We start from the raw sequence: 26070 nt of genomic DNA, 5'->3' as shown, positions 1-26070 counted from the left end.
CATGGACGGGGTTTTTTTAGTGCGGCTGAAAATTACTCAGCGCGTACTTGTGCAGCTTGCATACCCTTTTGGCCTTTCTCAGCCACGAAGGAAACGGTCTGGCCTTCTTTCAGGCTTTTGAAACCGTCGCTTTCGATAGCTTTGAAGTGTACGAACAGGTCGTCACCGCCACCTTGAGGAGTGATGAAGCCGAAGCCTTTTTCATCGTTGAACCACTTAACGGTGCCGGTTTGGCGATTAGACATGGTGTATCTCCAAGAAACATATATTTTTCAGTACTGTGCTGCTCAGGCCAACTGGGCACACGGGGATATCATAGTCGAAATGTTCGCTTTGGTAGCCCCCCGGACGTGCTGTTTGCCAATCAGTCGTGTTTTCTTCACTGTCTGTTTCGGCTGAAAGCCCCGGTTTTAAAGGCTTCCAGCGAAACGTAAAGACTATAAAAAAACCTGTAAAACCTGCATAAATCGAGTGAAAAAGCTCAAATCAGGTGCTTTTTCTCGCGTTTCGACAGGTTCAAAATGAATTTTTTGTCACTTTTTCGCCGGGGTATTGGCCTTGCATTTGGCAATCTGGCCCAACGCTTTCTGTTGCAATTCAGGTGTGGCCTTGTTGTCCATCAAAGCCTGAATGTCACTGGCCGGATAGGATTTGATGGCGTCAGCGCCACATGCGCAGTGAGCTTTAGCCGCGGCTGCGCCGATTTGCGCAGTGGCCGCCTGCGTGCATTGGGCCATGTATTTGTCACGCTCGCCCTTTGGCCAGTCGGCGTGGGCGCTCAATGGCAGCAGGAGGGCGAAAGGGGCGACTACTGCAAACAGGGTATTCAGACGCATGCGAGGATGCTCCTTGTGGGTCAATGTCTTGTTATCTGAGGGCTGAAGGGCCGATCAAGTTCAGCACTGTGGCATAAAACAGATGATTTGCCTTCCAGCAGAAGTCGAGCACATCGGCGACCGTTCATCTGTGCTAGCATGCCCGACTCGGGCGTTTGCAGGCTCCGGATGACCTTCAGTCCCGGTAGCGGCAACGTACGAAAATCCCGATTTGAATCCCAGTCACTCTGGTTCGATTTTCCGGTTGGCCGCAAGGCTCCTGCCGCTGTAAGGCAGGCGTTCGTCATTGAATGGCCTGGATCGGATCTTGTACTGGCTCATCCCAACCCACGTGACCTTTGGTAGGGGTCACCACTAGGAGAGGAGGCGCCATGCCAACTATTACTCTTCCCGACGGCAGTCAACGTTCATTCGATCACCCGGTTTCCGTAGCCGAGGTCGCCGCATCCATTGGTGCTGGTCTGGCCAAAGCCACCGTAGCCGGCAAAGTCAATGGTCAGCTGGTCGACGCCAGCGACATCATCGACAGCGACTCAACGCTGCAAATCATTACGCCAAAGGATCAAGAGGGGCTGGAGATCATTCGTCACTCTTGCGCCCACCTGGTTGGCCATGCGGTCAAGCAGTTGTACCCGACGGCCAAAATGGTCATCGGCCCGGTCATTGACGAAGGCTTCTATTACGACATCGCCTTCGAACGTCCTTTCACACCGGACGACATGGCTGCCATTGAGCAGCGCATGCAGCAACTGATCGAAAAAGATTACGACGTGATCAAGAAAGTCACTCCGCGCGCCGAAGTGATTGAAGTGTTCAAGGCCCGTGGCGAAGACTACAAGCTGCGCCTGGTCGAGGACATGCCGAACGAACAGGCCATGGGTCTGTACTATCACGAAGAATACGTCGACATGTGCCGCGGCCCGCACGTGCCGAACACGCGTTTTCTGAAATCCTTCAAACTGACCAAGCTGTCCGGCGCCTACTGGCGTGGCGATGCCAAGAACGAGCAGTTACAGCGCGTTTACGGCACGGCCTGGGCTGACAAGAAACAACTGGCAGCCTATATCCAGCGCATCGAAGAAGCTGAAAAACGCGATCACCGCAAGATCGGCAAGCGTCTTGGCCTGTTCCACACTCAGGAAGAATCCCCGGGTATGGTTTTCTGGCACCCGAACGGCTGGACTCTGTACCAGGTGCTTGAGCAGTACATGCGCAAGGTGCAGCGTGATAACGGCTATCTGGAGATCAAAACTCCTCAGGTCGTTGACCGCAGTCTGTGGGAGAAATCCGGGCACTGGGCCAACTACGCCGACAACATGTTCACCACTCAGTCGGAAAACCGCGACTACGCCATCAAGCCGATGAATTGCCCGTGCCACGTGCAGGTGTTCAATCAAGGCCTGAAGAGCTACCGCGAGTTGCCGATGCGTCTGGCCGAGTTCGGTGCTTGCCACCGTAACGAGCCATCGGGTGCGCTGCACGGCATCATGCGTGTGCGTGCGTTCACTCAGGATGACGCCCACATCTTCTGTACTGAAGAGCAGATGCAGGCTGAGTCCGCTGCGTTCATCAAGCTGACCATGGACGTTTATCGCGACTTCGGCTTTACCGATGTCGAGATGAAGCTGTCCACTCGTCCGGAAAAACGCGTTGGTTCCGACGAATTGTGGGATCGCGCCGAAGCTGCACTGGCCGCCGCCCTCGACAGCGCGGGCCTTGCGTACGATCTGCAGCCGGGTGAAGGTGCGTTCTACGGTCCGAAGATCGAGTTCTCGCTCAAAGATTGCCTTGGCCGCGTCTGGCAGTGTGGTACCCTGCAGCTCGATTTTAACCTGCCGATCCGTCTGGGAGCCGAATACGTCTCCGAAGACAACAGTCGCAAGCACCCGGTAATGTTGCACCGGGCGATCCTCGGATCCTTCGAGCGTTTCGTCGGAATCCTGATCGAGCACTACGAGGGCGCGTTCCCTGCGTGGCTTGCTCCGACCCAGGCAGTGATCATGAACATCACTGACAAACAGGCCGATTTTGCCGCCGAGGTTGACAAAACTCTCAACGAAAGCGGATTTCGTGCCAAGTCTGACTTGAGAAATGAAAAGATCGGCTTTAAAATCCGCGAGCATACTTTGCTCAAGGTCCCCTTTCTCTTGGTTATCGGAGATCGGGAAGTCGAGATGCAGACTGTCGCTGTGCGTACTCGTGAAGGTGCTGACCTGGGCTCGATGCCCGTCGCCCAGTTCGCTGAGTTTCTCGCGCAAGCGGTTTCCCGGCGTGGTCGCCCAGATTCGGAGTAATTACTATTAAGCGTGAAATGAGACAAGATAAACGAGCTGCACCGAAAGCCCCGATCAACGAGAATATCTCGGCACGCGAGGTTCGGTTAATTGGGGCTGAAGGTGAACAGCTTGGGATTGTGTCAATTGAAGACGCGCTTCTTAAGGCTGAAGAGGCCAAACTGGATTTGGTGGAAATTTCCGCCGATGCAGTACCCCCTGTTTGCAAACTGATGGATTACGGCAAATCGATCTTCGAGAAGAAGAAGCAGGTTGCCGCAGCCAAGAAAAACCAGAAGCAGATTCAGGTTAAAGAAATCAAGTTTCGTCCAGGGACGGAGGAAGGGGATTACCAGGTAAAACTGCGCAACCTGGTACGTTTCCTGAGTGATGGGGACAGGGCCAAGGTATCCTTGCGATTCCGCGGCCGTGAGATGGCCCACCAGGAGCTGGGGATGGAACTCCTCAAGCGAGTTGAAGGTGACTTGCTCGAGTACGGTTCGGTCGAACAGCATCCTAAGATGGAAGGACGCCAACTGATCATGGTCATCGCCCCGAAAAAGAAGAAGTAATCATCAGGGCACGGCAGGCCTTCTGATTATGTTTATCAACTGAATGCGGAGTATCCGAACATGCCAAAAATGAAAACGAAAAGTGGTGCTGCTAAGCGGTTTCTGAAAACTGCTAACGGTATCAAGCACAAGCACGCTTTCAAGAGCCACATCCTGACTAAAATGTCGACCAAGCGTAAGCGTCAACTGCGCGGTAGCAGCTTGCTGCATCCGTCTGACGTGGCAAAAGTCGAGCGCATGCTGCGCCTTCGTTAATTTTAGTCAAGAATAGAGGAAGTAACTCATGGCTCGTGTAAAGCGTGGCGTCATTGCCCGTAAGCGTCACAAAAAAATTCTGAAACTTGCTAAAGGCTACTACGGTGCACGTTCGCGCGTATTCCGTGTTGCCAAGCAAGCGGTAATCAAGGCAGGCCAATACGCCTACCGTGACCGTCGTCAGAAAAAACGTCAGTTCCGCGCTCTGTGGATCGCTCGTATCAATGCTGGTGCTCGTGTTAACGGTCTGTCCTACAGCCGTTTCATCGCTGGCCTGAAAAAAGCGTCCATCGAGATCGACCGTAAGGTTCTGGCTGATCTGGCAGTGAACGAAAAAGCGGTGTTTGCCGCGATTGTCGAGAAAGCTAAAGCCACTCTGGCTTAAGTACCCCCGACAATCACCCGGCCTCACTTCCGTGGGGTCAGGTGGTAAACGTCATAAATAGGGGAAGAGCCTTCAAGCTCTTCCCCTATTTTGTATCTGGAGTCTGTACATGGAAAACCTGGATGCGCTGGTCTCTCAAGCACTAGAGGCTGTGCAAAGCGCTGAAGACATCAATGCCCTGGAGCAAATCCGGGTTCATTACCTTGGTAAAAAAGGTGAATTGACTCAGGTGATGAAGACCCTGGGGAATTTGCCGGCAGAAGAGCGCCCACAAGTTGGCGCGCTGATCAACGTTGCCAAGGAGCGTGTTACGGACGTTCTCAATGCGCGCAAGGCACTGTTTGAAGAGGCCGAGCTGGCCGCCAAACTGTCCGCCGAGTCCATTGACGTGACCCTGCCTGGTCGTGGTCAGACCTCTGGTGGTCTGCATCCGGTAACGCGGACTCTGGAACGCATCGAGCAGTTCTTCACCCATATCGGCTACGGCATTGCCGAAGGCCCTGAGGTCGAAGACGACTATCACAACTTCGAGGCGCTCAACATCCCAGGCCATCACCCGGCCCGGTCGATGCACGACACCTTCTATTTCAATGCGAACATGTTGTTGCGCACCCATACCTCGCCGGTACAGGTCCGCACCATGGAATCGCAGCAGCCGCCGATCCGCATCGTCTGCCCAGGCCGCGTGTATCGCAGCGACTCCGATATTACCCACTCGCCGATGTTCCACCAGGTTGAAGGCCTGCTGGTCGATCGCGACATCAATTTCGCCGACCTGAAAGGCACCATCGAAGAGTTCCTGCGGGTGTTCTTCGAAAAAGAACTTGCAGTGCGTTTCCGTCCTTCGTACTTCCCGTTCACCGAGCCGTCCGCTGAAGTCGATATGGAATGCGTGATGTGCAGCGGTAAAGGCTGCCGCGTCTGCAAGCAGACTGGCTGGCTGGAAGTCATGGGCTGCGGCATGGTTCACCCGAACGTGCTGCGCATGTCCGGCATCGATCCGGAAGAGTTCTCGGGCTTTGCCTTCGGCATGGGCGTCGAGCGTCTGGCCATGCTGCGTTACGGCGTGAACGACTTGCGTCTGTTCTTCGACAACGACTTGCGGTTCCTCGCGCAATTTCGCTAGTCGTAACGAATTTTTAGGAGAGCAGGATGAAATTCAGTGAACAATGGCTGCGCGGCTGGGTTAGCCCGCAGGTAGATCGCGACGCGCTGGTTGCGCGTCTGTCGATGGCCGGCCTTGAGGTCGATAGCGTTACGCTGGCCGCCGGTGTATTCAGTGGCGTAGTGGTAGGCGAGGTGTTGAGCACCGAGCAGCACCCGGATGCCGACAAGTTGCGCGTGTGCCAGGTCAGCAATGGCGCGGAAACTTTCCAGGTCGTGTGCGGAGCGCCAAACGTGCGTCCGGGCCTGAAGATTCCGTTCGCCATGATCGGTGCCGAGCTGCCGGGCGACTTCAAAATCAAGAAGGCCAAGCTGCGTGGCGTTGAATCCAACGGCATGTTGTGCTCGCAAGCCGAGCTGCAAGTCGGTGAAGGCGACGACGGCTTGATGGAGCTGCCGGCCGATGCGCCGGTGGGCGAAGATTTCCGCGTCTACCTGGATCTGGAAGACGCCAGCATAGAAGTCGACCTGACCCCGAACCGCGGCGACTGCCTGTCCCTGGCCGGTCTGGCGCGTGAAGTCGGCGCTCTGTACGACGCGGTAGTGACTCGTCCGGTTGTGGTTTCGGTCGCTGCAGCGCATGACGAAGTGCGCCCGGTTGAAGTGTTGGCGCCGGCCGCGTGCCCGCGCTACCTGGGGCGTGTCATTCGTAACGTTGACCTGTCCAAGCCTACACCGCTGTGGATGGTCGAGCGTCTGCGCCGTGCCGACGTGCGCAGCATCGACGCTGCTGTCGACATCACCAACTACGTGATGCTTGAGCTTGGTCAGCCGCTGCACGCCTTCGATCTCGCCGAAATCAATGGCGGCATTCGTGTGCGCATGGCGGAAGAGGGCGAGAAGCTGGTCCTGCTCGACGGTCAGGAAGTCAGCCTGCGTAGCGATACGCTGGTAATTGCCGACCACACTCGCGCTCTGGCTATTGCCGGTGTGATGGGTGGCGAGCACAGCGGCGTGTCTGCAACGACTCGTGACGTATTCCTGGAAAGTGCCTTCTTTGACCAGATCGCTGTGGCGGGCAAGGCGCGTTCTTACGGTCTGCACACCGATGCTTCGCATCGCTACGAGCGTGGCGTGGATTGGCAGCTGGCCCGTGAAGCCATGGAGCGCGCCACTGGCCTGCTGCTGGAAATTACTGGCGGTGAAGCTGGCCCGATCATCGAGACCGTCAGTGAGCAACATCTGCCGTCGATCGCGCCGATCACTCTGCGTGCGCAACGCATCACGCAGATGCTCGGCATGGAAATGGATTCGGCTGAAATCGAGCGTTTGCTCAGTGCTTTGGGTCTGAAGATCTCCGCCGACGGAGCAGGGCAGTGGCGCGTAGAAGTGCCAAGCCATCGCTTCGACATCAGCCTGGAAGTCGATCTGATCGAAGAACTGGCGCGTCTGTACGGTTACAACCGTCTACCGGTTCGCTATCCGCAAGCGCGTCTGGCGCCACAAGCCAAGGCTGAAGCGCGCAGCGACCTGCCGGAACTGCGTCGTCTGCTGGTAGCCCGTGGTTATCAGGAAGCGATCACCTACAGCTTTATCGATCCGAAGCAATTCGAGCTGTTCAGCCCGGGCGTCGAGCCTCTGCTGTTGGCCAACCCGATCTCCAATGACATGGCCGCGATGCGCTCGTCGTTGTGGCCGGGTCTGGTCAAGTCGCTGCAGCACAACCTGAACCGTCAGCAAGATCGCGTGCGTCTGTTCGAAAGCGGTCTGCGTTTCGTCGGTCAGCTAGACGGTCTGAAGCAAGAGCCGATGCTCGCTGGTGTCGTTTGCGGTAGCCGATTGCCGGAAGGCTGGGCGCAAGGTCGCGACACAGTCGACTTCTTCGACGTCAAGGCTGATGTGGAAGCGGTACTCGGTTTCGCTGGTGCGCTGGATGCGTTCACGTTTGTACCGGGCAAACACCCGGCGCTGCACCCGGGCCAAACCGCGCGCATCGAGCGCGATGGTCGTGAAGTCGGGTACGTCGGCGCGATTCATCCTGAGCTGTCGAAAACTCTGGGGCTTGACCGTCCAGTCTTCGTTTTCGAGCTGGTTCTGGCTGAAGTGGCATCCGGTAAAATGCCTAAATTCCAGGAGTTGTCGCGCTTTCCTGAAGTGCGTCGTGACCTTGCACTGATTGCACACACAGATGTTGCAGCCTCGGCTGTATTGGACGTAATCCGTGAAAATGCAGGCGAATGGCTGACAGACCTCAGGCTATTTGACGTGTATCAGGGTAAAGGTATTGATCCTGATAGAAAAAGCCTTGCAGTCGGCTTGACCTGGCAGCATCCATCGCGCACTCTTAATGACGATGAGGTGAATTCGACGACGCAAAATATCCTCACCTCGCTCGAACAAAGGTTGAACGCCACGTTAAGGAAGTGACGTATGGGGGCTTTGACGAAAGCTGAGATGGCGGAACGTCTGTATGAAGAGCTGGGCCTGAACAAACGGGAAGCCAAGGAATTGGTTGAACTGTTTTTCGAAGAAATCAGGCACGCTCTTGAAGACAACGAGCAGGTCAAATTGTCCGGTTTCGGCAATTTCGACCTTCGGGACAAACGCCAGCGGCCTGGCCGCAACCCGAAAACGGGGGAAGAAATCCCGATCACGGCTCGCCGTGTGGTCACCTTTCGTCCAGGGCAGAAGTTGAAAGCCCGAGTTGAGGCTTATGCTGGAACCAAGTCATAACGACGAACTACCCGTCATCCCGGGCAAACGCTACTTCACCATTGGTGAAGTCAGCGAGCTGTGTGCCGTAAAGCCACACGTGCTGCGCTACTGGGAGCAGGAGTTTCCTCAGCTCAACCCCGTCAAACGCCGCGGAAATCGCCGGTATTATCAGCGCCAGGACGTGCTGATGATCCGGCAGATCCGCGCGCTCCTTTACGATCAAGGGTTCACCATCGGCGGTGCGCGACTGCGCTTGTCCGGCGATGAAGCCAAAGACGACACCACTCAATACAAGCAGATGATTCGGCAGATGATTGCCGAATTGGAAGATGTGCTTGTGGTTCTCAAGAAATAATTTCCTGCTTTTGAATCCTTCCAGTTTTCAAAAGCTTGCGCTATATTCTTGAGCGTTCTTCGAGTTGAAGAGCGAGGTACACGCCTAGTCGGGGCGTAGCGCAGTCCGGTAGCGCACTAGCATGGGGTGCTAGGGGTCGAGTGTTCGAATCACTCCGTCCCGACCATAATTCCTGAGTAAAATCAGACACTTGAGCCGATCAGATAGATCGGCTTTTTTGTGTCTGCGCAAAACTAACCGGTAATTTCGCTGATGTTGTTCTTATGTCTTCAGAGGTGCGCGATGAACCGAGGAAAAGCCCAGACTTCCCGAGCCTCATCGGAGCCAGTCATCCCTGGCTGAGCTTTTACTTGCTCTGGGTTCGTGCATTCGATTTGTTTCTTCGCCGTAGAACCCACCCGCGCAACGCGTGTATAGGGTGGAGTACAGCGCCTAGCACGCAAAGCAGCAGGATGATGAACAGCGAGATGAGCGGGATGCTTTCGTGCGAGAACATGGTGGGTTACTCCTGTAGTCACTATGTCGGAACCCGCAGACTAGACGCCTGGAACTGTTTTTTGGATGAATGTATGTTCATTCTGAGGCGTTTGAATTGTGCTACGGCTGCGCGTCCACGATTGTACTGCGCACCTATAAAGTACAGACAAAGAAAAGCCCGCGTGGGGCGCGCGGGCTAAAGGGGTTATCAAAGGAGCTGTGTGCACCTTATGCGCGCGGCAGTGAAAAAACTGTGAAAGCCGCAAACCGAGCGCATGAATAAACAGTTCACTGATCCCTGACCTGATTCCACTCAATCCCGAACCGCCCCAGATACTTGCGCAACCGATCCGCATCATTGGGCTGTGCCTTCGCCTGTCGTGACACCCCGAATAATTTCCTGCCCGCGTCCGACACGCTCTCGGCTTGCTTGCAAACCTCCAGCACTGCCTTCAATTGCAGTCGATCAAACAGGTCCATGCTGCCGGCATCTCCTGGCAAACTTTCCGGGTCAGCTCCCGGCTGCGCCAGCCCCCATGCATAGCGCAACCGAGCGATCTCCTCCTGCACCTGCGCTTCATCGATCCGTCCGCTATCGGCCAACGTAGCCATGCGCGTGATCGAGGCTGACAGTTCGCGAAAGTTACCCAGCCATGCAGCTTCGCGCGAGCTGGCGAATGCGAGATAGAGGCGCCTGGCTTCCAGGTTGAAACGCACCAGTTGGCCCTGTTCACGGGCGTGGCGTTCAAGTTCGAAGTCGATGTTCGGTTCGATGTCTTCGCGGCGTCCAGCGAGACCCGGCAGATCGAAGGTCCACAGGTTGATACGCGCGTAGAGGTCTTCGCGAAACAGCCCTTCGGCAACCCGGCTGCGCAGGTCGCGATGGGTGCCGGCGATAATGAGGAAGTCGCTTTCGACTTCCTTGTCCGAGCCAAGCGGGAAGAAGCGTTTTTCTTCGATGGCCTTGAGCAGCATGGCTTGTTCGTCCGCGCCCAGTTCACCGATTTCATCGAGAAACAGCATGCCACCATCCGCTGCGCGCAGCAGGCCATCGCGCGCATTTTGTGCACCGGTGAAGGCGCCTTTTACGTGGCCGAACAGCGCGGACATCGCTCCGTCGCCGCGCAGAGTGGCGCAGTTGACTTCGACGAAGCGGCCCTGCATTTGATGGCGGCTGCGTTTGAGTTCGTAGATACGTCGGGCGAGGAAGGATTTGCCGGCACCCGTCGGGCCGATAAGAAGCATCGGCGCTTTCGAGCGCACGGCCACGCGTTCAATCTGTTCGATAGAGCGGTTGAACTCGGCATTGCGCGTAGCAATGCCTGACTTGAGAAATTCCAGCCCTTCGAGGCGTTTGCTGGCGAAGCGCGAGGCGATTCGGTCGTAGCGCGACAGGTCGAGGTCGATCAGCGCGTGAGTGCCAATTGCGTGCTCTTCCACGTTGTCGCGGCGTGCAGGTGAGGTCTGAATCAGACGGGCCGGCAGATAGCGCGCTTCGGTCAGCAGGAACCAGCATATCTGCGCAACGTGAGTGCCAGTGGTGATGTGGACCAGATAGTCCTCGCGCTCGGTATCAAAGGTGTAAGCGGTGGTGAAGTCGTGCAGCGCGCCGTACACCTCTTCGAAATCCCATGCGTTGCGCAGAACCATCGGATGCAGGCGGACTTCCGTCTGCGGCGAGACCTGGCGAATATCCTCGCTAACCCGCTCGGCAAGACTGACGTCCCGCGCGTCGAGGCCGTGAATCAACTCCAGGCGGTCGATCGCCACGTCGGGCTGCTGGCACAAACCGACAGTGGGTCGCCAATGGTTCCAGCGATTGGCACCCTTGCCGACACGATCGAGTGTTGCTCCGATAAAACCGATGGCGACTGTGCGCTTGCTTGACATGACTATCTCAAAAGATAAATAACGATATTGAATGATAGTCATCGGGCGTTGGATTTGTCTCAGTTGAAATATCAAAACTCATAACTACAAATAAAAATATATATAAATCAAATAGATAGAAATTTATTCAGCGCGTTTTCGGAAACTGGCACAGCGTCTGCAATATCTATCTCAACGAACAGGACAACACAGTGAGACGCCACGATGGCCAACCAGAACCTCTTCACCACGCAATCGAACAACCTGCCGGCCTGCGACACTCTGAATGCTTCCGGCGCTACGGCTTATGCCTATACGCCCAAGCATCAGTTGGCCCAACTGGCAGTCACCGGTTGCCTGAACCAGACGTTTTACGCATCCGCCGAGAGTCAGTTGGATCAGGTGCTGCAACTGGTGAACGAACTGGACAGCCGCTTCGTGGCGAAGGCCGCCATTTATGCCCGCCAACAAGGCCATATGAAAGACATGCCGGCGTTGCTCTTGGCGGCATTGACTGCTCAGCGTTCATCGTTGGTGCCGCAGGTTTTCGAACAAGTCGTGGACAGCGGCAAGATGTTGCGCAATTTCGTGCAGATCCTGCGCAGCGGTGCCACTGGCCGCAAATCCTTGGGTTCGCAGCCCAAGCGTCTGGTGCAGAACTGGCTGAACACCGCGACCGAGCGTCAGTTGTTGCAAGCGTCGATCGGCAACCAGCCATCGCTGGCGGATGTGGTGAAGATGGTTCATCCCAAACCGGCAGAAGCCTGGCGTGCAGCGTTCTTCGCCTGGTTGATTGGCAAACCGGTGGATGTGCAGGCGTTGCCTGAACTGACCCGCAACCTGCTGGCGTTTCGCAGTGGTGCAAGTGATGAAGTGCCGGCGGTGCCCTTTCAGCTGCTCGGCAACGAAACGCTGACCAAGGAACAGTGGGCCGCCCAAGCGCGCAACATGGGCTGGCAGGGTCTGCGGATCAACCTGAATACGCTGGCACGTCATGCGGCATTTGAAGTCCCAGGTTGCACCGAGTATGTGGCGGCGCGGCTGGCGGATCCGCAAGAGGTGGCCAAGGCGCGGGTGTATCCATACCAGTTGCTTACGGCCTACCGGATGATCGGCGACGACATCCCGCAGCAAATACGCGAGGCGTTGCAGGACGCGCTGGAACTGTCGCTGGCCAATGTGCCGAAGCTGCAAGGCGCTGTAGTGGTCTGCCCGGATGTCTCGGGTTCGATGGGCAGTCCGGTGACTGGTTATCGCCAGGGCGCAACCACAGCGGTGCGCTGCATCGACGTCGCGGCGCTGATCGCTGCTGCGGTGTTGCGTAAACAGCCGGCCGCGCGAGTCATGCCGTTCGAGGTGGATGTGGTGGATATCACCCTCAACCCTCGTGACAGTGTGATCAGCAACGCGGAAAGACTGGCGAGTATTTTTGGTGGCGGAACCTGCTGCTCGGCGCCGCTGAAGAAGCTGGCGGACAGCAAGGCCAAGGTCGATACGCTGATCATGGTCTCGGACAATGAATCCTGGATCGACTCACGTCGCCAAGGGGCCAGTGAGACGATGCGGCAATGGGAGCGGATCAAGAAGATCAACCCGCAAGCGCGACTGGTATGCATCGATGTGCAACCCGGTTGGGCGACGCCGGCCGCGGATCGCGACGACATCTTGAATGTCGGCGGCTTCAGCGATGCGGTGTTCGATGTGATCGAGCAGTTCACGACCGGTCGTTATGGCGCGCAGCACTGGGTCGAAGCGATTGAGAACTCCGGCGAATGAATTGATTTATCACAGGCACTGAATGCCGACGGGACTACATCCAACGCGTCTCGTCAAACCCTGGTCAGTGCGTGTGACGGCACGAATGCCGATGGCTGTACATCTGAGGCCGGCTAACCCCGGTGCGCGATTACGCGCAACAGTCATCAACCTTTGTCGTGCCACCTATTTGCAGATTTGCCCGGCGAATGCCGGGCTGGGAAACAACGCCGAATCATCGGCCAATGAATAAAGAACAGAAATCATGAAAGAACATACTTACCAACTGCTGGAAGTCGCCAACGGCAAGCCGATCAAACTCTGGACCGAAGGCGTTCCGGTGGAAAACGAGGCCCGCGAGCAGTTGAAGAACACGGCGAAGATGCCGTTCATCTTCAAGCACCTCGCGGTGATGCCGGACGTGCATTTGGGCAAGGGCTCGACCATCGGCAGCGTCATCCCGACGGTCGGCGCGATCATTCCGGCGGCAGTCGGCGTCGACATCGGTTGCGGCATGATTGCTGCGCGCACTTCGCTGACTGCCGCCGATCTGCCGGACAATTTGCACGGTCTGCGCACCGCCATCGAACAAGCGGTACCGCATGGCCGCAGCTCGCCCCGTTCGCGGCGGGACAAGGGTGCCTGGGATGAGATTCCGCAACAAGCCGATCAGGCCTGGGCGGCGCTGCATCCACGGTTCAAGTTGATTACCGACAAGTACCCGAAACTGGCCAACACCAACAACCGTGCGCATCTCGGCACATTGGGCAGCGGTAACCACTTCATCGAAGTGTGCCTGGATGAAGCCGACCGGGTGTGGTTCATGTTGCACAGCGGATCACGCGGGGTCGGCAATGCCATCGGCAACTTGTTCATCCAAATGGCTCAGGCGGACATGCGGCAGCACCTTGCGGATCTGCCGGATCGCGATCTGGCGTACTTCGAAGAGGGCAGTCAGCATTTTGATGACTATGTGGAAGCGGTGGGCTGGGCGCAGGATTTCGCCAAACAGAACCGCGCGCTGATGATGCAAGCAGTGATTCAGGCAACACGGCAGATCATCCGCAAACCATTTGACGTAGCGCTGGAGGCGGTCAACTGCCACCACAACTACGTACAGAAAGAGCGGCATTTCGGCGAAGACGTACTGATCACCCGCAAAGGCGCGGTGTCGGCGAAGAAGGGCGAACTGGGGATCATTCCAGGTTCAATGGGCGCGAAAAGTTTCATCGTGCGCGGGTTGGGCAACCCAGAGTCGTTCAACTCTTGCAGCCACGGTGCTGGACGCACGATGAGCCGCACCAAGGCGAAGAATACTTTCACCGTCGAAGATCAGATCCGCGCCACTGCTCACGTTGAATGCCGCAAGGACGCCGCCGTGATCGATGAAATTCCGATGGCCTACAAGGACATCGACAAAGTCATGCACGCCCAGCGCGAGCTGGTGGAAGTGCTGCACACCTTGCGTCAGGTGGTGTGCGTCAAGGGATAACGCGTGCTGGATGGCACGCTTGATGGAAAGGATTGAACGCAATGAATCTTGAACAACGCCACCCGCTGTGCAGCACGATGCGCGCACGGGTGCTGGAAGAGCTGGCGCGCATAGAGCGCGAGCGTAATGTCAGCGTGCTGTATGCGTGTGAATCAGGTAGTCGGGCCTGGGGTTTTGCCTCCACCGACAGTGACTACGATGTGCGATTTGTTTACGTGGAAAAACCGCAGTGGTTCGTTCAAGTTGACACGCCACGAGATGTGATCGAGCGGCCGCTGGACGATGAACTCGACGTCAGCGGCTGGGAGCTGCGCAAAACCCTCGGGCTGTTGCGCAAATCCAATCCGACGTTGCTGGAGTGGCTCGATTCGCCGCTGGTCTATCGCAGCGAGACAGCTGCGGTTGCGCAATTGCGGGCACTGGCTGAGGCGTTCTACAGCCCGCCGGCCGCGCGTAATCACTATCTGTCGATGGCGAAAAAGAACTTTCGCGGCTACCTGCAAGGCGACAGCGTGCGCTACAAGAAGTACTTCTATGTACTTCGGCCGCTGCTGGCGGTGCGCTGGATCGATCAGGGCCGTGGCCGGCCGCCGATGACCTTTGCTGATCTGCTGAGCACCGTCGATGACCGCGCGTTGCTCGATGAAGTCGCCGAACTGCTTGCACTCAAACGCAATGCCGACGAGAGCGCCTATGGGCCAAGTCGTCCGGCCTTGCACGCGTTCATCGCGGCGGAACTGGAACGCGCCGTACCGCACTTGAACAGAACACAGGAAGACTCGCGTCAGCTTGATCGCTACCTCAGGGAAATGGTCGGGCTGTACGCATAAGGATCGAAATGAAACAGGAAGTGATTGAACTGGACGGCGCCATCGGCGGCGGACAGGTATTACGCAGCGCCTTGAGCCTGTCGATGGTGACGGGACGGGCATTTCACATCAAACAGATCCGCGCCAAACGCAGTCGACCGGGACTGTTGCGCCAACACCTGACGGCAGTGATGGCTGCGGCCGAGGTGTGTGGCGCCCTGGTTGAGGGCGCGGAATTAGGTTCGATGCAACTGAGTTTTAAGCCCGGGCCGATTCGCGGCGGCGAGTATCAGTTTGCGATTGGCACGGCCGGGAGTTGCACGCTGGTTTTGCAGACCTTGTTGCCCGCTTTGTTGCAGGCGCCGCAAGCCAGTCGGGTGCGGATCTCTGGCGGTACGCATAATCCGTTGGCGCCGCCAGCTGATTTCCTCAGCAACAGTTGGTTGCCGTTGTTACGACGCATGGGCGCCGATGTCGAGTTGCAGTTGCTGCGCCACGGTTTTGTCCCGGCGGGCGGTGGCGAGATCGAAGCCACGGTGCAGCCGTCGCAATTGCAGCCGCTGAATCTGTGCGAACGCGGTGTGCTGCTGTCGCAACGGGCGTCGGCGCTCACCGCCGGGCTGGCCCCGACAGTTGCAGCGCGTGAGCTGGATCGGGTGGCCAGGCGTTTGAGCATGCCGGCGCAAAATCTCAACCACGTCTGCCTCGATGCGGGGCGTGGCCCGGGCAATGTGTTGTTGCTGGAGTATGCGTTTGAGCACATCACGGAAGTGTTTAGCGCGTTCGGTCAGGTTTCTCTACGCGCGGAAACGGTGGCCGATGCCGCTATCAACCAGGCGGCAGACTGGTTGCGCAGTGGTACGGCAGTTGCCGAGCACCTCGCCGATCAGTTGCTGTTGCCGATGGTGCTGGCGGGTGGCGGTTCGTTCACCACGCCAAGGATGACCGAGCACTTGCAAAGCAACATCGCGGTGATCGAGCGTTTCATGCCGGTCAGCATCGAATGTCGCGAGGAGGGCGCAGACCGCTTGCGGGTCGAAGTACGCAGCAGTTGTTCTGCCTGACGGGACGGTGTGATTTCTCATGAAATCGCACTGTCCCTTTTTTTGCCTGAAAAAAATCGCCGCAATGCGGCAAACTGCTGGCCCCCTAACGTTCCGCGTCCCGGCAAAATCGCCTTTTTTCAAAAGGTTAGGCTGGCTATATGCGGACGACTGTCATAACCGTTGCAATGCTTTCGCTGGCTGTATTTTCGCTGAGCGCCCACGCTCGAGAACTCGATAAGAGACACCGATTTGCCTGTACCTGGGGCGCGGATATTGCGGCGGGCGCGCAGCAAGCCAAGCTCTCGGGCGTGTCCTTGTATGGCGCTCGCAAGCGTCTGCAAGTGCGTAAGTTTCAGCAGCCGTGGATGCGCATGACCGCGATGGGCATCACCGAGCAAACTTACGACAGCAGTTCGCGGCTGAAACCGGCGGAGGTCAGGCAGACCTATTACGAACAATGCGTCAGGCATGAACTTGCGCAGCGATAAACACCAAGCCCAACCTGAACCGGTTGGGCTTTTTCATGGGTAGCGCAAATTACGCTGATTTGTCGCTGTCGCAGTTGACCATCCATGCCACGCCAAAGCGATCCGCCAGCATGCCGAAGCGCGCGGCCCAGAAAGTAGCTTCCAGCGGCATGTCGATGCGACCGTTCTCGGCCAGTGCGTTAAACACCCGCTCGGCCTCGGCGATGCTGTCGACGTTGAGCGAAATCGAGCAGCCGCTCATGCCTTGGGTCGGGCGGTCGGGGGTGGTGTCCGAGGCCATAAGCATCTGATCGCCAACCATCAGGCAGGCGTGGATGATCAGGTGATGGTGTTCTTTGGGCACGTGTTCAGCAGCGGGTGACTCGCCAAACGGCATCATCGCTTCGAGTTTGCCTTGCAGGCATTGCTGGTAAAACGTGAAAGCTTCGCGGCAGTCGCCGTTGAAGATCAGGTACGGGTTGATTTTCATGTTGTTGCTCCCGGCAGTCAGGCGCGGAGAGGGCGGTGGTTCGCTGGGCTCCGCTGTGGGCTGTTAAAACATAGCAGAGCGTTTGACGGCGGGATTGGCAGTGTTTATCCAGATGTTTTTTCATGGATAAAACCGAGGTTATCGCTCGGCCGATCAGGGGCCGGCAGGATGTGGCCAACGCAAGGTGTGAAATTCAATTACCGGGCCGGAGTACCATGGCGCCAATCCGCTTTCTACCGAGTCCGATGCTCTATGCCCGCTCTGTCACGCTTCACCACGCTGCTCGGTCAGGCCAGCCGCGCCCTGCAATTGGTCTGGGGCACGTCGCGCGCGTTGTTTCTCGGCCTGGTGCTGGCGACGTTGGTCGCCGGGGTACTACCGGCATTGGCGGCGTGGCTGGGGCAGCGAATTGTTGATGCGGTGGTCGCGGCGATGCAGTTGCACGCGCAGCAGGGCAGTGCGCCGTTGTGGCCGGTGTTGCGTTATGTGCTGCTGGAGGCGGGCGTGCTGGCTTTGCTGTCCGGCACACAACGGGCGTTGTCGGTACAGCAATCGCTGCTGCGAGTGCAACTGGGGCAGAAGGTCAACACGCTGATTCTGGAGAAGGCGCAGACCTTGTCGCTGGTGCAATTCGAAAACTCGGAGTTCTACGACAAACTGGTGCGCGTGCGGCGAGAGGCTTCGACCCGGCCGTTGGCGTTGGTGATGAAGTCGCTGGGGCTGGTGCAGAACTTGATTATGTTGATCAGCTTCGGCGTGCTGCTGGTGCACTTTTCGCCGTGGGCGCTGCTGTTGCTGGTGGTTGGCGCGCTGCCGGTATTTTTCGCCGAGGCGCATTTCTCCGGTGATGCCTTTCGCCTGTTCACCCGACGCGCGCCGGAGAGCCGCCAGCAGAACTACATCGAAACCTTGCTCTCGCATGAGGCCTATATCAAAGAGGTCAAACTGTTCGGTTTCGCGCAGTTGCTCTTACAGCGTTACCGCGACACCTTCACTCGTCTGTATGCAGAAGACCGCAGCCTGACACTGCGCCGCGATGGCTGGGGTTTTGTCCTCGGCCTGCTGGGTACTGCGGCGTTTTACCTGGCCTACGCCTGGGTGGTAATCGACGCGATACACGGTGAAATCAGTCTCGGGCAGATGACCATGTACCTGGTGCTGTTCAAGCAAGGGCAGAGCGCGGTCAGCAGCAGTCTGAGTGCGATCAGCGGTCTGTACGAAGATGGTCTGTATCTGTCGAGTCTTTACGATTACCTCGCCGAACCGGTGCTGGCGGACACTGGTCATCTGACTGAGGGTGCGCTGCCGGGCGACGGGCTGCGTTTGCACAATGTCGGGTTCCGCTACCCCGGCGCCAGTCGTGCGGCGCTGGAAGGCATTGACCTGCATCTGGTGCCCGGTCGCAGTCTGGCGCTGGTGGGCGAGAACGGTTCAGGCAAGACCACGCTGATCAAGTTGCTGACCCGACTGTACCGTCCCGATCAAGGCGTGATTCTGCTCGATGGCAGCGATCTGCAGGACTGGGAAGAAACCGCTTTGCGTCGCCGCATCGGCGTGATCTTTCAGGATTACATCCGCTATCAGTTCACCGTCGGGGAAAACATTGGCGTCGGCGACACCCTGGCGTTCAACGACGAACAACGCTGGAAAGACGCTGCCGCCGAGGGCATGGCCGCGCCATTCATTGAAGGGCTGGATCGCGGTTACGCCACGCAACTGGGGCGCTGGTTTGCCGGTGGTCAGGAGTTGTCCGGCGGGCAATGGCAGAAAATCGCCTTGTCGCGGGCCTACATGCGTCGCGACGCCGATATTCTGATTCTCGACGAACCGACCTCGGCCCTTGATCCTGCGGCAGAAGCCGCAGTGTTCGAACATTTCAGCCAGAACACCGAAGCCCGCATGACCCTGCTGATCTCCCATCGTTTTTCGAGCGTGCGCAATGCCGATCACATCATCGTGCTGGCGCAGGGGCGGATTCTGGAGCAGGGCGATCACCAAGACTTGATCAGCGCCGGTGGACACTACGCGCAGTTGTTCGATCTGCAAGCGCGCGGTTACCGCTAGGTGTCGCGCGCACTGCGCGCTGTCGCAGGTCCTGCTACTCGCGGCGCAGGTTTGGTCTGCATCAGCGCATCGATGGCCTTGCGATAGTTCCGCCCGCCCAGCGCCATGCTGTTGTTGTGTGTCCCGCCGGGCACCAGCAACAGGCGCTTCGGCTGTTGTGCGGCAGCGAACAGTTGCTCGCTGAAGCGCGGCGGCACGAATGCGTCGGCCAAACCATGCACCACTAATAGCGGCATATGAATGTCGGCGATCTTGTCGATGGAATCGAATTTCTGCGACAGCAACCAGCGCACCGGCAGTGAGGTGTTGGCCACCGATGCCGCGACATCCGCCAGCGTGGTGAACGTCGATTCGATGACCAGGCCGCGCACTGGCAGCGGGGTATGCTCGCGAACGGCTTTTTGTCCAAGTTCTGCGGCCAGATCGACCGCCACGGCACCACCCAGCGAGTGCCCATAGATCAAGCGTTTGGCCGGGTCCGGTTGTAGCAGTTTGAAGCGCTCCCATGCCACACGAGCATCTTCGTACACCGTGCTTTCCGACGGCAGATCGCCGTGGCTCTGGCCAAACCCGCGATAGTCGATGGCCAATACCGAATAGCCTGCTGCACGCAACTGCTCGATACGGAACAACTGCCCGGTGAGATTCCAGCGCACCCCGTGCAAATACAGAATCGCCGGGGCGTTGGGTCGTTCCGCCGGCCACCACCACGCACGAATGCTTTGCCCGGCCTTGAAGCTCTTCGGTTGCAGATCAAGTTCCTGCACGCTGCCGGGCAAACCGTGATACCAGCCAGCATTGCCCGGTTCGATGCGAAACAGCAGTTTGCGCTCAGTGTGTTCCAGCACGGCACAACTCGTCGGCACGCCGATAATCAACGCGGCCATGCAAGCGAACGCCAAGCGGCGGCGTCGGAGTCGGGTCATGAAGGCAAGCAACATTAAACGTTTCACCATGGTGCGGACAAAGAACGCTTTGTATCAGATGCCCACGCCCGTGCGTGACATTTTCGACCACCGTGCGCCTGCAACAATTACAAAATGCTGCGAAGGCTCAATCCACCTTCAACACAATCTTGCCGATATGCTCGCCAGCCTCCATGTGCGCGTGGGCCTGAGCCGCATCGGTCAGCGCGTAGACCTTGTCGATGATCGGCAAGCAGCGTCCGCCAGCCAATGCGGGCCAGACGTGCTCGCGTAGCTGATCGGCGATGGCAGCTTTTTCCGCAGCGCTTCGTGCCCTTAAAAGTGAACCGGTGATTACCGCCCGTTTGGCCATGATCGCCAGCAGATCAACGTCGTTGGCCTTGGCGCCGCCGAGGAAACCGAGCATCACCAGGCGTCCGTCCATCGCGAGCGCGCTGACGTTACTGTTGAGGTACGAGCCGCCCATGATGTCCAGAATCGCATTCACGCCTTGGCCATCAGTTTTCTCGGCGATGACGCTGGCGAAGTCCTGTTCGCGATAGTTGATTGCCTCGCCACCCAATTCACGGATTGCAGCGCACTTGTCGGCACTGCCGGCAGTGGCGAAAGCCTGGATACCGAATTCGCGGCAGAGCATCAAAGCGGTGGTGCCGATGCCGCTGGTGCCGCCATGGATCAGCGCATGCTGGCCTTTGCTGGCGCCACCGAGGCCGAACAGATTGGCCCACACTGTGAAGAATGTTTCCGGGATCGCTGCGGCCTGCACCCAGTCCAGCCCTTCAGGAATTGGTAGCGCCTGGCCCGCCGGGACGGCGCAGTATTCGGCGTACCCACCGCCATTGGTCAGCGCGCAAACTCGGTCACCGACTACGAACGCGGTTACGCCAGTACCGAGAGCCACCACTTCACCCGCCACTTCCAGACCCGGGATCGGATTCATCCCCGGTTTCATCGGATATTTGCCGGCGCGTTGCAGAGCATCCGGACGATTGATGCCAGCGGCATGTACGCGAATCAACACTTCGCCATCGCCAGCCACTGGCAGCGGCACGCGTTTCGGTTGCAGAACTTCCGGGCCACCGGGTTCGGTGATTTCAACTAGGGTCATTTCTGTAGGCAGGGTCATTTTCGATTCCTCTGGAGCAATTGATCGTCCGTAGATGGGAATGTGATCGGGCGTTAATGATTCCCGTCAATTCACGCAGCAACGCTGTTCGGTTCTTGCGGGCAGTAATTTCATGGCTTGCTCAAGCAACAGCGCTACCACGATTGCGCCAGCGGCGATCATGAACAGCAGCGCGTGCTGGCCGCCACTGGCATTGAACAGCGCCGAGTAGGCAAACCCGGCCAGCGCCTGGAACGTGGCGAACGACACGGTGGCGCGACTCCAGGCGACCTGCTGGCGCTTATGCTCCGGCACCAGTTCATGCACTCGCGCCAAGGCCAGTGGCACGATGCCCGGCGGGAACGAGCCGAGGATCACCGCCAGCAACGCCAGGGCGAGGAACGAGTGAGATATCGCCAGCAAACCGAGGGCAATCGCCTGTACCACCAGCACCAGTCGAATGCCGGTTCGCGCACCGAGGTGGTCAGCCAGAAAGCCGTAACTCACCGGGCCGACAATCGCGCCCAAACCATACATGACCCAGATCAGCGCCCCGACATGCGCCCCGGCACCGAGGCCGCGCGCCACGTAATCGACGAGGAACACCATGGCCGGCACCAGACCTGCGGCCATGAAAGCGTATTGCGCAAACAACAGGTAAACAGCCGGCGGCGTCGACTTGCCGGATTTGGCATCTGCCTCGCTGGCCGCAACATGCGGCAGATCCGCCGGCCAGCCAAACCAGCTCAGCGCCGTCAGCAACAACGACAGCGCGCCCAACCCCAGCCAGGTCGCTTGCAGGCCCAGACTCAGCAGTGGCGGCACCAGCGTCCCGGAACCGGCGATCCCCAGGCCGATGCCAAGAAAAATCGCACCACTTGCCAAGCCTTTGCGCGCGGCCGGCACATGCGGCAATACCGTTGCGGCGACCAACACCATACTCGCGCCGCCCGCGATTCCCGACAGCAGACGCCAGCCGAAGTACCAGCTCACCGACACCGGGAAGGCGCAGGCAAAAAATGCCAGCGTCACTGCGATCATCATCAGTCGCAGAGCATTCTTGTTGCTCAGGCGACGGGCCATCGGCCGGCCGAGCAGCGCACCGATCAGATAACCGACCAGATTCGCCGCGCCGAGATAGACCACATCGTGGGCGGAAAACCACTGCGCCTGAATCAGCGCGGGAATCAGCGGTGTGTAGGCGAACCGCGCCAGACCAATACTGACGAGGCTGGCACAGAGACCGGCGAAAATTGGCAGCCAGATGCCGGAGGGCACGGTGTCGAGCGAGGAAGATGATGTGCGCATGATTGCGCTCCAATGTGAAAGGTTCATGGCGTGCAGCTTATCGGTTATGGTTGCTGCATTCGCGCAGCGATTGCGCGTCGATCTGATGCAAATCTGCATCATCTGGGGGCTGAATGAATTGGGATGATGCGCGGGTGTTTCTCGCCGTCTGTCGTGAGTCGACATTGCGCGGTGCCGCGCGCGTGTTGGGCGTGGATCAGGCGACGGTCGGACGGCGGGTGACGGCACTGGAAAAGTCCCTCGCTGCGACGTTGTTCCTGCGAACTTCCGATGGTTACGCGCTCACCGCAGTCGGTGAAGCGGCGCTCAAAGCAGTGGAAAAAATGGAGCATTCAGCGCTGGAACTGGAACGGCAGATTCAGGGCCTGGATGATCGCCTGACCGGGAACGTGCGGGTGAGTACCACCGATTCCATGGCCATTGATTTCCTGATTCCGGCCATCGCTCGTTTGCACCGGCTGCATCCTGACGTACGTGTCCAACTCGATGCCTCGACGCAAATGCTCAACCTGGCCAAACGCGAAGTGGACATCGCAGTGCGCAATACGCGTCCCGACAACCCTGACCTGATCGCCCGACGTATCGCACGCTGGCCGGTGGGGTTGTTCGCCTCGCAGGCCTACGTCGACGCCCATGGTGAACCCTCGCCAGGCAGCGCGTTCGAGGGACACGATCTGGTGGTTTATCAGCCCTATTTTCAGTCGCATAAGGACATGACGCTGGTATCTGAACCGATCACCCGTGGGCGGATCGTCGCCAGCCTGAGTTCAAGTCTGTTGGTGCGCCGCTCGATTGCTGCTGGTCTCGGTGTAGGAGAAATCCCTGTCTACATGGGCGAACGCGACGGTCTCGTGAGGCTCTGGCCGCAACGCACGCGGCCGCTGCCTTACGAAGTGTGGCTGGTGACCCATGCGGATTTGCGCCATACGGCGCGGGTGAGGGCGGTGATCGAGCGGATTGTCGAAGCGTTTGCGTCGGAGAATGAATAGATAAATCAAATCCGTGTAGGACGGCTACAGCGACCGGCGATATTGCCTACATCCGTACCAGAATCCGCTGGCTTGTGAGTTTTTCCGCCGGGTTCTATCGTTGCTCACACCTTGGATGAGCGGTTAGAGCGCTGCAAGGTGATCAATCAGGGAAGCATTGACAAGCGCAGGGGTGGGAAATTGATTGCAAGGGAATTCAGCCAATTTCAAGAATGTGACATGGCCGGCAAAACCGATGGTAGCGAGTCTATGAACTACGTAACGCGAGACGAATTCAGCGCCAGGATCGAGCTTATCGAGACCCGGATAGATGCCCGGATCGAGTCCATGTCGGTAAAAATCGACGGGTTTCTGGTCGAGCAGGCTGAGCGGGACAAGCTTCGGCTGGAAACTGAAGCACGGCAGGAGACCGCCCGGCAGGAGCGAGACAACTCTCAGGAGCAGATCCGATTGGAACGATTGCAGTCTCAGGAAAAAATCCGCTTGGCACAGGAGCAGGTTCACCTGGAGCGTGACAAACGTTATGCGCTGCTGGGAGATCGTTCGGACAGTAATCTGCATAAAATCGAGGAGGCAACCAGAAACCTTAAACCGCACTATTGGGCTGCTACGACCGTACATTTTCTCGCGATGGTCGCTATGCTCGTCGGCTGTTTCTACGCGAACCAGGCCAACGTACTGGTTACCATGCAGACGACACTCGCAATGATTCAATCGGTTAAAGAGGGCGGCGCTCCAACGCTGGCAGCCCCGAACGCAATTCTCGAAGAATGAAAAACGGCCCTCAATGAAGGCCGTTTTTTGTGGGCGATGCAAGCACGCCTCATGGCATTTCGGGCAGCTCTTGCGGGCGCAGGTCGAACACCAGTACTTCGGCGTCCACGCCATTGCTCAAGGTCAGCATCTGTTCTTCGCGAACCCGTACGCCGTCACCTTCCTGCAATTGCACGCCGTTTAGCTCAACACTGCCACGGGCTACATGCACGTACGCATAACGATTGGCTGGCAATTTCAGCGTGGCGCTTTCCTGGCCATCGAACAGCCCGGCGTACACTCGTGCATCCTGGCGCACTTTCAGCGAACCGTTGTTGCCCTCCGGCGAGATGATCAGTTGCAGACGACCACGTTTTTTCTGCGCGCTGAAGTGCTCTTGTTGATAGCGCGGCTTGGCGCCGCTGACATCCGGCACGATCCAGATTTGCAGGAAGTGCACCGGTTTGCTCGCCGAGTGGTTGAATTCGCTGTGCGCCACGCCGCTGCCGGCGCTCATCAGTTGCACGTCGCCCGGGCGGATCACCGAGCCAGTGCCCAAGGTATCCTTGTGTTCCAATGCACCTTCGAGCACGTAGGAGAAAATCTCCATGTCGCGATGCGGGTGCTGGCCGAAACCTTTGCCGGCGGCGACGCGGTCGTCGTTGATAACCAGCAGATCGGAGAAACCCTGCTCCCGCGGGTCGCGGTAGCTGGCGAAAGAAAAGGTGTGGAAAGACTTCAACCAGCCATGATTGGCCAGACCACGGTCAGAAGCTTTGCGAAGGGTCAGCATGATGAAATCTCCTTTCAGGACGTTGATTCGTCCGAGTGAGGAGAAGCTTACTGGTTACCGTCAGATGCAATAAGTAGATGAAAATTGAAATACTGTCCTGTTCAGGTTGACAGTTTCGTGGGCCAGTTCACGCAAATTCATGGGCCAGCCTTGATGTTCCTCGCCATAATGCTGCGCTTATATCAGTTCGTCGATTTCAGTGATGGTTTCCCATGAAAACCGTGGCAATGGTGTTGTTCCCCGATTTCTTACTGCTGGATATGGCAGGGCCAATGGAGGTCTTTTCAGTCGCCAATCGCTACCTCAAACCCGAATGTCACTATCAGTTGACAACGCTCGGCACTGAGCGCGGTGCGCTGCGCGCGTCCAACGGCGTAATGGTCCATACCGACCGCCATATCGAGGATGCCAGCGCAGCTTATGACTTGCTGCTGGTACCCGGCGGCCCGGGTGCCTACAACGAAAAACATCCACCGCTGCTCGCCTGGCTCAAAGGTGCGGTCAAACGCGCCGAGCGCTACGGCTCAATCTGCACCGGCGCCTTCGTGCTCGGGCATGCCGGGTTGCTGGATGGCTATCGAGTGACCACCCACTGGAACTACACCGAACGCCTGACCAAAGCTTTTCCCAACGCCAAAGTCGCAACCGATCAGATCTACGTCGAGGATCGCAACCTGATCACTTCCGGCGGAGTAACGGCCGGTATCGACATGGCCTTGGCCGTGGTCGCCGGCGATCACGGCAAAAAGCTCGCGCAGGATGTGGCCAAAGTGCTGCTGGTAGTGATGAAGCGCCAAGGCGGGCAGGCGCAGTTCAGTCCGTTGATGGCCGCAGTAGCACCACACGAAACGCCGATCACCCGCGTACAGAATCATGTGCTGGAGCATCTCGACGAAGCCTTCAGCGTCGAGCGCATGGCCGGGCTGGCGAACATGAGCGCGCGGCACTTCGCGCGGATGTTCACCCGTGAAGTGAACATGACGCCGATGGATTTTCTGCAAAGTGCGCGCATTGATTGCGCACGCAATCTGCTCGAAACCAGCGATCTGCCGCTGAAAACCGTGGCCTACAAAAGTGGTTTCGGCAGCGTTCGGCACATGCGCATTTTGTTCGGTGAAAAGCTCGGCCTGACCCCTGCGCAGTACCGCGAACAGTTCAGCTAGAGCGCTTCTGTCCGTTCTGCGCACTTGTATGTCCGTGCTGCGCCCTGCGTGGTGGTTGTAGCGTCATCG

Annotated in this window: 25 protein-coding genes and 1 tRNA gene; 18 read left to right on the top strand and 8 right to left on the bottom strand. The window is 58.0% G+C overall.

The window, feature by feature from the left end:
* Window positions 1-32 precede the first annotated feature (32 nt).
* Together ACP7BN_RS23655 and ACP7BN_RS23650 are read right to left on the bottom strand one after the other, a co-directional pair.
* The gene (locus ACP7BN_RS23655; protein ID WP_007905882.1) at window positions 33-245 is read right to left on the bottom strand and encodes a cold-shock protein; all 213 of its coding nucleotides are present in this window, start codon (window positions 243-245) and stop codon (window positions 33-35) included.
* A gap of 288 nt (window positions 246-533) precedes the next feature.
* Window positions 534-836 (bottom strand): hypothetical protein, encoded by a 303-nt coding sequence (locus ACP7BN_RS23650; RefSeq protein ID WP_426206325.1) that lies wholly within the window; start codon window positions 834-836, stop codon window positions 534-536.
* Between the two features lie 371 nt (window positions 837-1207).
* On the opposite strand from ACP7BN_RS23650, the gene thrS reads away from it, so the two are divergent.
* The 9 genes from thrS (at window position 1208) to ACP7BN_RS23605 (ending at window position 8661) form a co-directional block, all read left to right on the top strand.
* Window positions 1208-3130, top strand: coding sequence for a threonine--tRNA ligase (gene thrS, locus ACP7BN_RS23645; protein ID WP_426206324.1), 1923 nt, complete (start codon window positions 1208-1210; stop codon window positions 3128-3130).
* Window positions 3130-3681, top strand: coding sequence for a translation initiation factor IF-3 (infC, locus tag ACP7BN_RS23640; protein WP_176469887.1), 552 nt, complete (start codon window positions 3130-3132; stop codon window positions 3679-3681). The genes thrS and infC overlap by 1 nt, the downstream gene beginning before the upstream one ends.
* 60 nt (window positions 3682-3741) lie before the next feature.
* Window positions 3742-3936, top strand: a complete 195-nt coding sequence (gene rpmI, locus ACP7BN_RS23635) for a 50S ribosomal protein L35 (RefSeq protein ID WP_002553160.1) — start codon at window positions 3742-3744, stop codon at window positions 3934-3936.
* A 28-nt stretch (window positions 3937-3964) separates the two neighbouring features.
* Window positions 3965-4321 carry a 50S ribosomal protein L20 gene (gene rplT / locus ACP7BN_RS23630; RefSeq protein ID WP_007913489.1) on the top strand — a complete coding sequence of 119 codons (357 nt, stop codon included), beginning with the start codon at window positions 3965-3967 and terminating at the stop codon, window positions 4319-4321.
* Window positions 4322-4430: 109 nt separating this feature from the next.
* Window positions 4431-5447, top strand: a complete 1017-nt coding sequence (pheS, locus tag ACP7BN_RS23625) for a phenylalanine--tRNA ligase subunit alpha (RefSeq protein ID WP_426206323.1) — start codon at window positions 4431-4433, stop codon at window positions 5445-5447.
* Between the two features lie 26 nt (window positions 5448-5473).
* Window positions 5474-7852 carry a phenylalanine--tRNA ligase subunit beta gene (gene pheT / locus ACP7BN_RS23620; protein ID WP_426206322.1) on the top strand — a complete coding sequence of 793 codons (2379 nt, stop codon included), beginning with the start codon at window positions 5474-5476 and terminating at the stop codon, window positions 7850-7852.
* Window positions 7853-7855: 3 nt separating this feature from the next.
* Window positions 7856-8158, top strand: coding sequence for an integration host factor subunit alpha (gene ihfA / locus ACP7BN_RS23615; protein ID WP_002553164.1), 303 nt, complete (start codon window positions 7856-7858; stop codon window positions 8156-8158).
* Entirely contained in the window at window positions 8139-8495 is a 357-nt protein-coding gene (locus ACP7BN_RS23610; RefSeq protein WP_003179985.1) for a MerR family transcriptional regulator, read from the top strand. Before ihfA ends, ACP7BN_RS23610 begins: the two co-directional genes overlap by 20 nt.
* Before the next feature lie 89 nt (window positions 8496-8584).
* A tRNA-Pro gene (locus tag ACP7BN_RS23605) sits at window positions 8585-8661 on the top strand.
* Between the two features lie 599 nt (window positions 8662-9260).
* On the opposite strand, the gene rtcR is transcribed toward ACP7BN_RS23605, so the two are convergent.
* Window positions 9261-10862 carry an RNA repair transcriptional activator RtcR gene (gene rtcR, locus ACP7BN_RS23600; protein WP_426206321.1) on the bottom strand — a complete coding sequence of 534 codons (1602 nt, stop codon included), beginning with the start codon at window positions 10860-10862 and terminating at the stop codon, window positions 9261-9263.
* Between the two features lie 204 nt (window positions 10863-11066).
* Here rtcR and ACP7BN_RS23595 point away from each other — a divergent pair, with 204 nt between their 5' ends.
* The 5 genes from ACP7BN_RS23595 to ACP7BN_RS23575 all read left to right on the top strand — a co-directional run bounded on the left by ACP7BN_RS23595 (window position 11067) and on the right by ACP7BN_RS23575 (window position 16431).
* Entirely contained in the window at window positions 11067-12617 is a 1551-nt protein-coding gene (locus ACP7BN_RS23595; RefSeq protein ID WP_426206320.1) for an RNA-binding protein, read from the top strand.
* Between the two features lie 244 nt (window positions 12618-12861).
* Window positions 12862-14088 carry an RtcB family protein gene (locus tag ACP7BN_RS23590; protein ID WP_426206319.1) on the top strand — a complete coding sequence of 409 codons (1227 nt, stop codon included), beginning with the start codon at window positions 12862-12864 and terminating at the stop codon, window positions 14086-14088.
* Window positions 14089-14129: 41 nt separating this feature from the next.
* Window positions 14130-14918 (top strand): nucleotidyltransferase domain-containing protein, encoded by a 789-nt coding sequence (locus ACP7BN_RS23585; protein ID WP_426206318.1) that lies wholly within the window; start codon window positions 14130-14132, stop codon window positions 14916-14918.
* A gap of 8 nt (window positions 14919-14926) precedes the next feature.
* Entirely contained in the window at window positions 14927-15961 is a 1035-nt protein-coding gene (gene rtcA / locus ACP7BN_RS23580; RefSeq protein WP_426206317.1) for an RNA 3'-terminal phosphate cyclase, read from the top strand.
* 140 nt (window positions 15962-16101) lie between these two features.
* Complete coding sequence (locus ACP7BN_RS23575) at window positions 16102-16431, top strand: hypothetical protein (protein WP_420649578.1); 330 nt, start codon at window positions 16102-16104, stop codon at window positions 16429-16431.
* Between the two features lie 49 nt (window positions 16432-16480).
* Here the strand turns inward: ACP7BN_RS23575 and ACP7BN_RS23570 are convergent, their stop codons facing one another.
* The gene (locus tag ACP7BN_RS23570) at window positions 16481-16900 is read right to left on the bottom strand and encodes a VOC family protein (protein WP_426206316.1); all 420 of its coding nucleotides are present in this window, start codon (window positions 16898-16900) and stop codon (window positions 16481-16483) included.
* A gap of 252 nt (window positions 16901-17152) precedes the next feature.
* Between ACP7BN_RS23570 and ACP7BN_RS23565 the strand changes: the two genes are divergently transcribed.
* Complete coding sequence (locus ACP7BN_RS23565; protein WP_426206315.1) at window positions 17153-18964, top strand: ABC transporter ATP-binding protein; 1812 nt, start codon at window positions 17153-17155, stop codon at window positions 18962-18964.
* On the opposite strand, the gene ACP7BN_RS23560 is transcribed toward ACP7BN_RS23565, so the two are convergent.
* The 3 genes from ACP7BN_RS23560 to ACP7BN_RS23550 form a co-directional block, all read right to left on the bottom strand.
* Complete coding sequence (locus ACP7BN_RS23560; protein ID WP_426206314.1) at window positions 18961-19905, bottom strand: alpha/beta hydrolase; 945 nt, start codon at window positions 19903-19905, stop codon at window positions 18961-18963. The two genes, ACP7BN_RS23565 and ACP7BN_RS23560, sit on opposite strands and share 4 nt — an antisense overlap.
* Window positions 19906-20017: 112 nt before the next feature.
* The gene (locus tag ACP7BN_RS23555; RefSeq protein WP_426206313.1) at window positions 20018-21016 is read right to left on the bottom strand and encodes an NAD(P)H-quinone oxidoreductase; all 999 of its coding nucleotides are present in this window, start codon (window positions 21014-21016) and stop codon (window positions 20018-20020) included.
* Window positions 21017-21082: 66 nt separating this feature from the next.
* Window positions 21083-22303, bottom strand: coding sequence for a YbfB/YjiJ family MFS transporter (locus ACP7BN_RS23550; RefSeq protein ID WP_426206312.1), 1221 nt, complete (start codon window positions 22301-22303; stop codon window positions 21083-21085).
* A gap of 113 nt (window positions 22304-22416) precedes the next feature.
* On the opposite strand from ACP7BN_RS23550, the gene ACP7BN_RS23545 reads away from it, so the two are divergent.
* A complete protein-coding gene (locus tag ACP7BN_RS23545; protein ID WP_426206311.1) occupies window positions 22417-23292 on the top strand; it encodes a LysR family transcriptional regulator in 876 nt (291 codons plus the stop codon).
* Window positions 23293-23511: 219 nt separating this feature from the next.
* Window positions 23512-24066 carry a hypothetical protein gene (locus ACP7BN_RS23540; protein ID WP_426206310.1) on the top strand — a complete coding sequence of 185 codons (555 nt, stop codon included), beginning with the start codon at window positions 23512-23514 and terminating at the stop codon, window positions 24064-24066.
* A gap of 49 nt (window positions 24067-24115) precedes the next feature.
* On the opposite strand, the gene ACP7BN_RS23535 is transcribed toward ACP7BN_RS23540, so the two are convergent.
* The gene (locus tag ACP7BN_RS23535) at window positions 24116-24838 is read right to left on the bottom strand and encodes a pirin family protein (RefSeq protein WP_420649569.1); all 723 of its coding nucleotides are present in this window, start codon (window positions 24836-24838) and stop codon (window positions 24116-24118) included.
* A gap of 212 nt (window positions 24839-25050) precedes the next feature.
* Between ACP7BN_RS23535 and ACP7BN_RS23530 the strand changes: the two genes are divergently transcribed.
* Window positions 25051-26001 carry a GlxA family transcriptional regulator gene (locus tag ACP7BN_RS23530; protein ID WP_426206309.1) on the top strand — a complete coding sequence of 317 codons (951 nt, stop codon included), beginning with the start codon at window positions 25051-25053 and terminating at the stop codon, window positions 25999-26001.
* Window positions 26002-26070: the final 69 nt, after the last annotated feature.

It is taken from the genome of Pseudomonas sp. TWP3-1 (assembly GCF_049896625.1).
Taxonomy (GTDB): Bacteria; Pseudomonadota; Gammaproteobacteria; order Pseudomonadales; family Pseudomonadaceae; genus Aquipseudomonas.
This window is presented reverse-complemented; position numbering and strand designations above follow the sequence as displayed.

Coding starts and splice junctions, on each gene's coding strand:
- ACP7BN_RS23655 (WP_007905882.1), bottom strand. CDS start 245: ATGTCTAATCGCCAAACCGGCACCGTTAAGTGGTTCAACGATGAAAAA.
- ACP7BN_RS23650 (WP_426206325.1), bottom strand. CDS start 836: ATGCGTCTGAATACCCTGTTTGCAGTAGTCGCCCCTTTCGCCCTCCTG.
- thrS (WP_426206324.1), top strand. CDS start 1,208: ATGCCAACTATTACTCTTCCCGACGGCAGTCAACGTTCATTCGATCAC.
- rpmI (WP_002553160.1), top strand. CDS start 3,742: ATGCCAAAAATGAAAACGAAAAGTGGTGCTGCTAAGCGGTTTCTGAAA.
- rplT (WP_007913489.1), top strand. CDS start 3,965: ATGGCTCGTGTAAAGCGTGGCGTCATTGCCCGTAAGCGTCACAAAAAA.
- pheS (WP_426206323.1), top strand. CDS start 4,431: ATGGAAAACCTGGATGCGCTGGTCTCTCAAGCACTAGAGGCTGTGCAA.
- pheT (WP_426206322.1), top strand. CDS start 5,474: ATGAAATTCAGTGAACAATGGCTGCGCGGCTGGGTTAGCCCGCAGGTA.
- ihfA (WP_002553164.1), top strand. CDS start 7,856: ATGGGGGCTTTGACGAAAGCTGAGATGGCGGAACGTCTGTATGAAGAG.
- ACP7BN_RS23610 (WP_003179985.1), top strand. CDS start 8,139: ATGCTGGAACCAAGTCATAACGACGAACTACCCGTCATCCCGGGCAAA.
- rtcR (WP_426206321.1), bottom strand. CDS start 10,862: ATGTCAAGCAAGCGCACAGTCGCCATCGGTTTTATCGGAGCAACACTC.
- ACP7BN_RS23595 (WP_426206320.1), top strand. CDS start 11,067: ATGGCCAACCAGAACCTCTTCACCACGCAATCGAACAACCTGCCGGCC.
- ACP7BN_RS23590 (WP_426206319.1), top strand. CDS start 12,862: ATGAAAGAACATACTTACCAACTGCTGGAAGTCGCCAACGGCAAGCCG.
- ACP7BN_RS23585 (WP_426206318.1), top strand. CDS start 14,130: ATGAATCTTGAACAACGCCACCCGCTGTGCAGCACGATGCGCGCACGG.
- rtcA (WP_426206317.1), top strand. CDS start 14,927: ATGAAACAGGAAGTGATTGAACTGGACGGCGCCATCGGCGGCGGACAG.
- ACP7BN_RS23575 (WP_420649578.1), top strand. CDS start 16,102: ATGCGGACGACTGTCATAACCGTTGCAATGCTTTCGCTGGCTGTATTT.
- ACP7BN_RS23570 (WP_426206316.1), bottom strand. CDS start 16,900: ATGAAAATCAACCCGTACCTGATCTTCAACGGCGACTGCCGCGAAGCT.
- ACP7BN_RS23565 (WP_426206315.1), top strand. CDS start 17,153: ATGCCCGCTCTGTCACGCTTCACCACGCTGCTCGGTCAGGCCAGCCGC.
- ACP7BN_RS23560 (WP_426206314.1), bottom strand. CDS start 19,905: ATGTTGCTTGCCTTCATGACCCGACTCCGACGCCGCCGCTTGGCGTTC.
- ACP7BN_RS23555 (WP_426206313.1), bottom strand. CDS start 21,016: ATGACCCTGCCTACAGAAATGACCCTAGTTGAAATCACCGAACCCGGT.
- ACP7BN_RS23550 (WP_426206312.1), bottom strand. CDS start 22,303: ATGCGCACATCATCTTCCTCGCTCGACACCGTGCCCTCCGGCATCTGG.
- ACP7BN_RS23545 (WP_426206311.1), top strand. CDS start 22,417: ATGAATTGGGATGATGCGCGGGTGTTTCTCGCCGTCTGTCGTGAGTCG.
- ACP7BN_RS23540 (WP_426206310.1), top strand. CDS start 23,512: ATGGCCGGCAAAACCGATGGTAGCGAGTCTATGAACTACGTAACGCGA.
- ACP7BN_RS23535 (WP_420649569.1), bottom strand. CDS start 24,838: ATGCTGACCCTTCGCAAAGCTTCTGACCGTGGTCTGGCCAATCATGGC.
- ACP7BN_RS23530 (WP_426206309.1), top strand. CDS start 25,051: ATGAAAACCGTGGCAATGGTGTTGTTCCCCGATTTCTTACTGCTGGAT.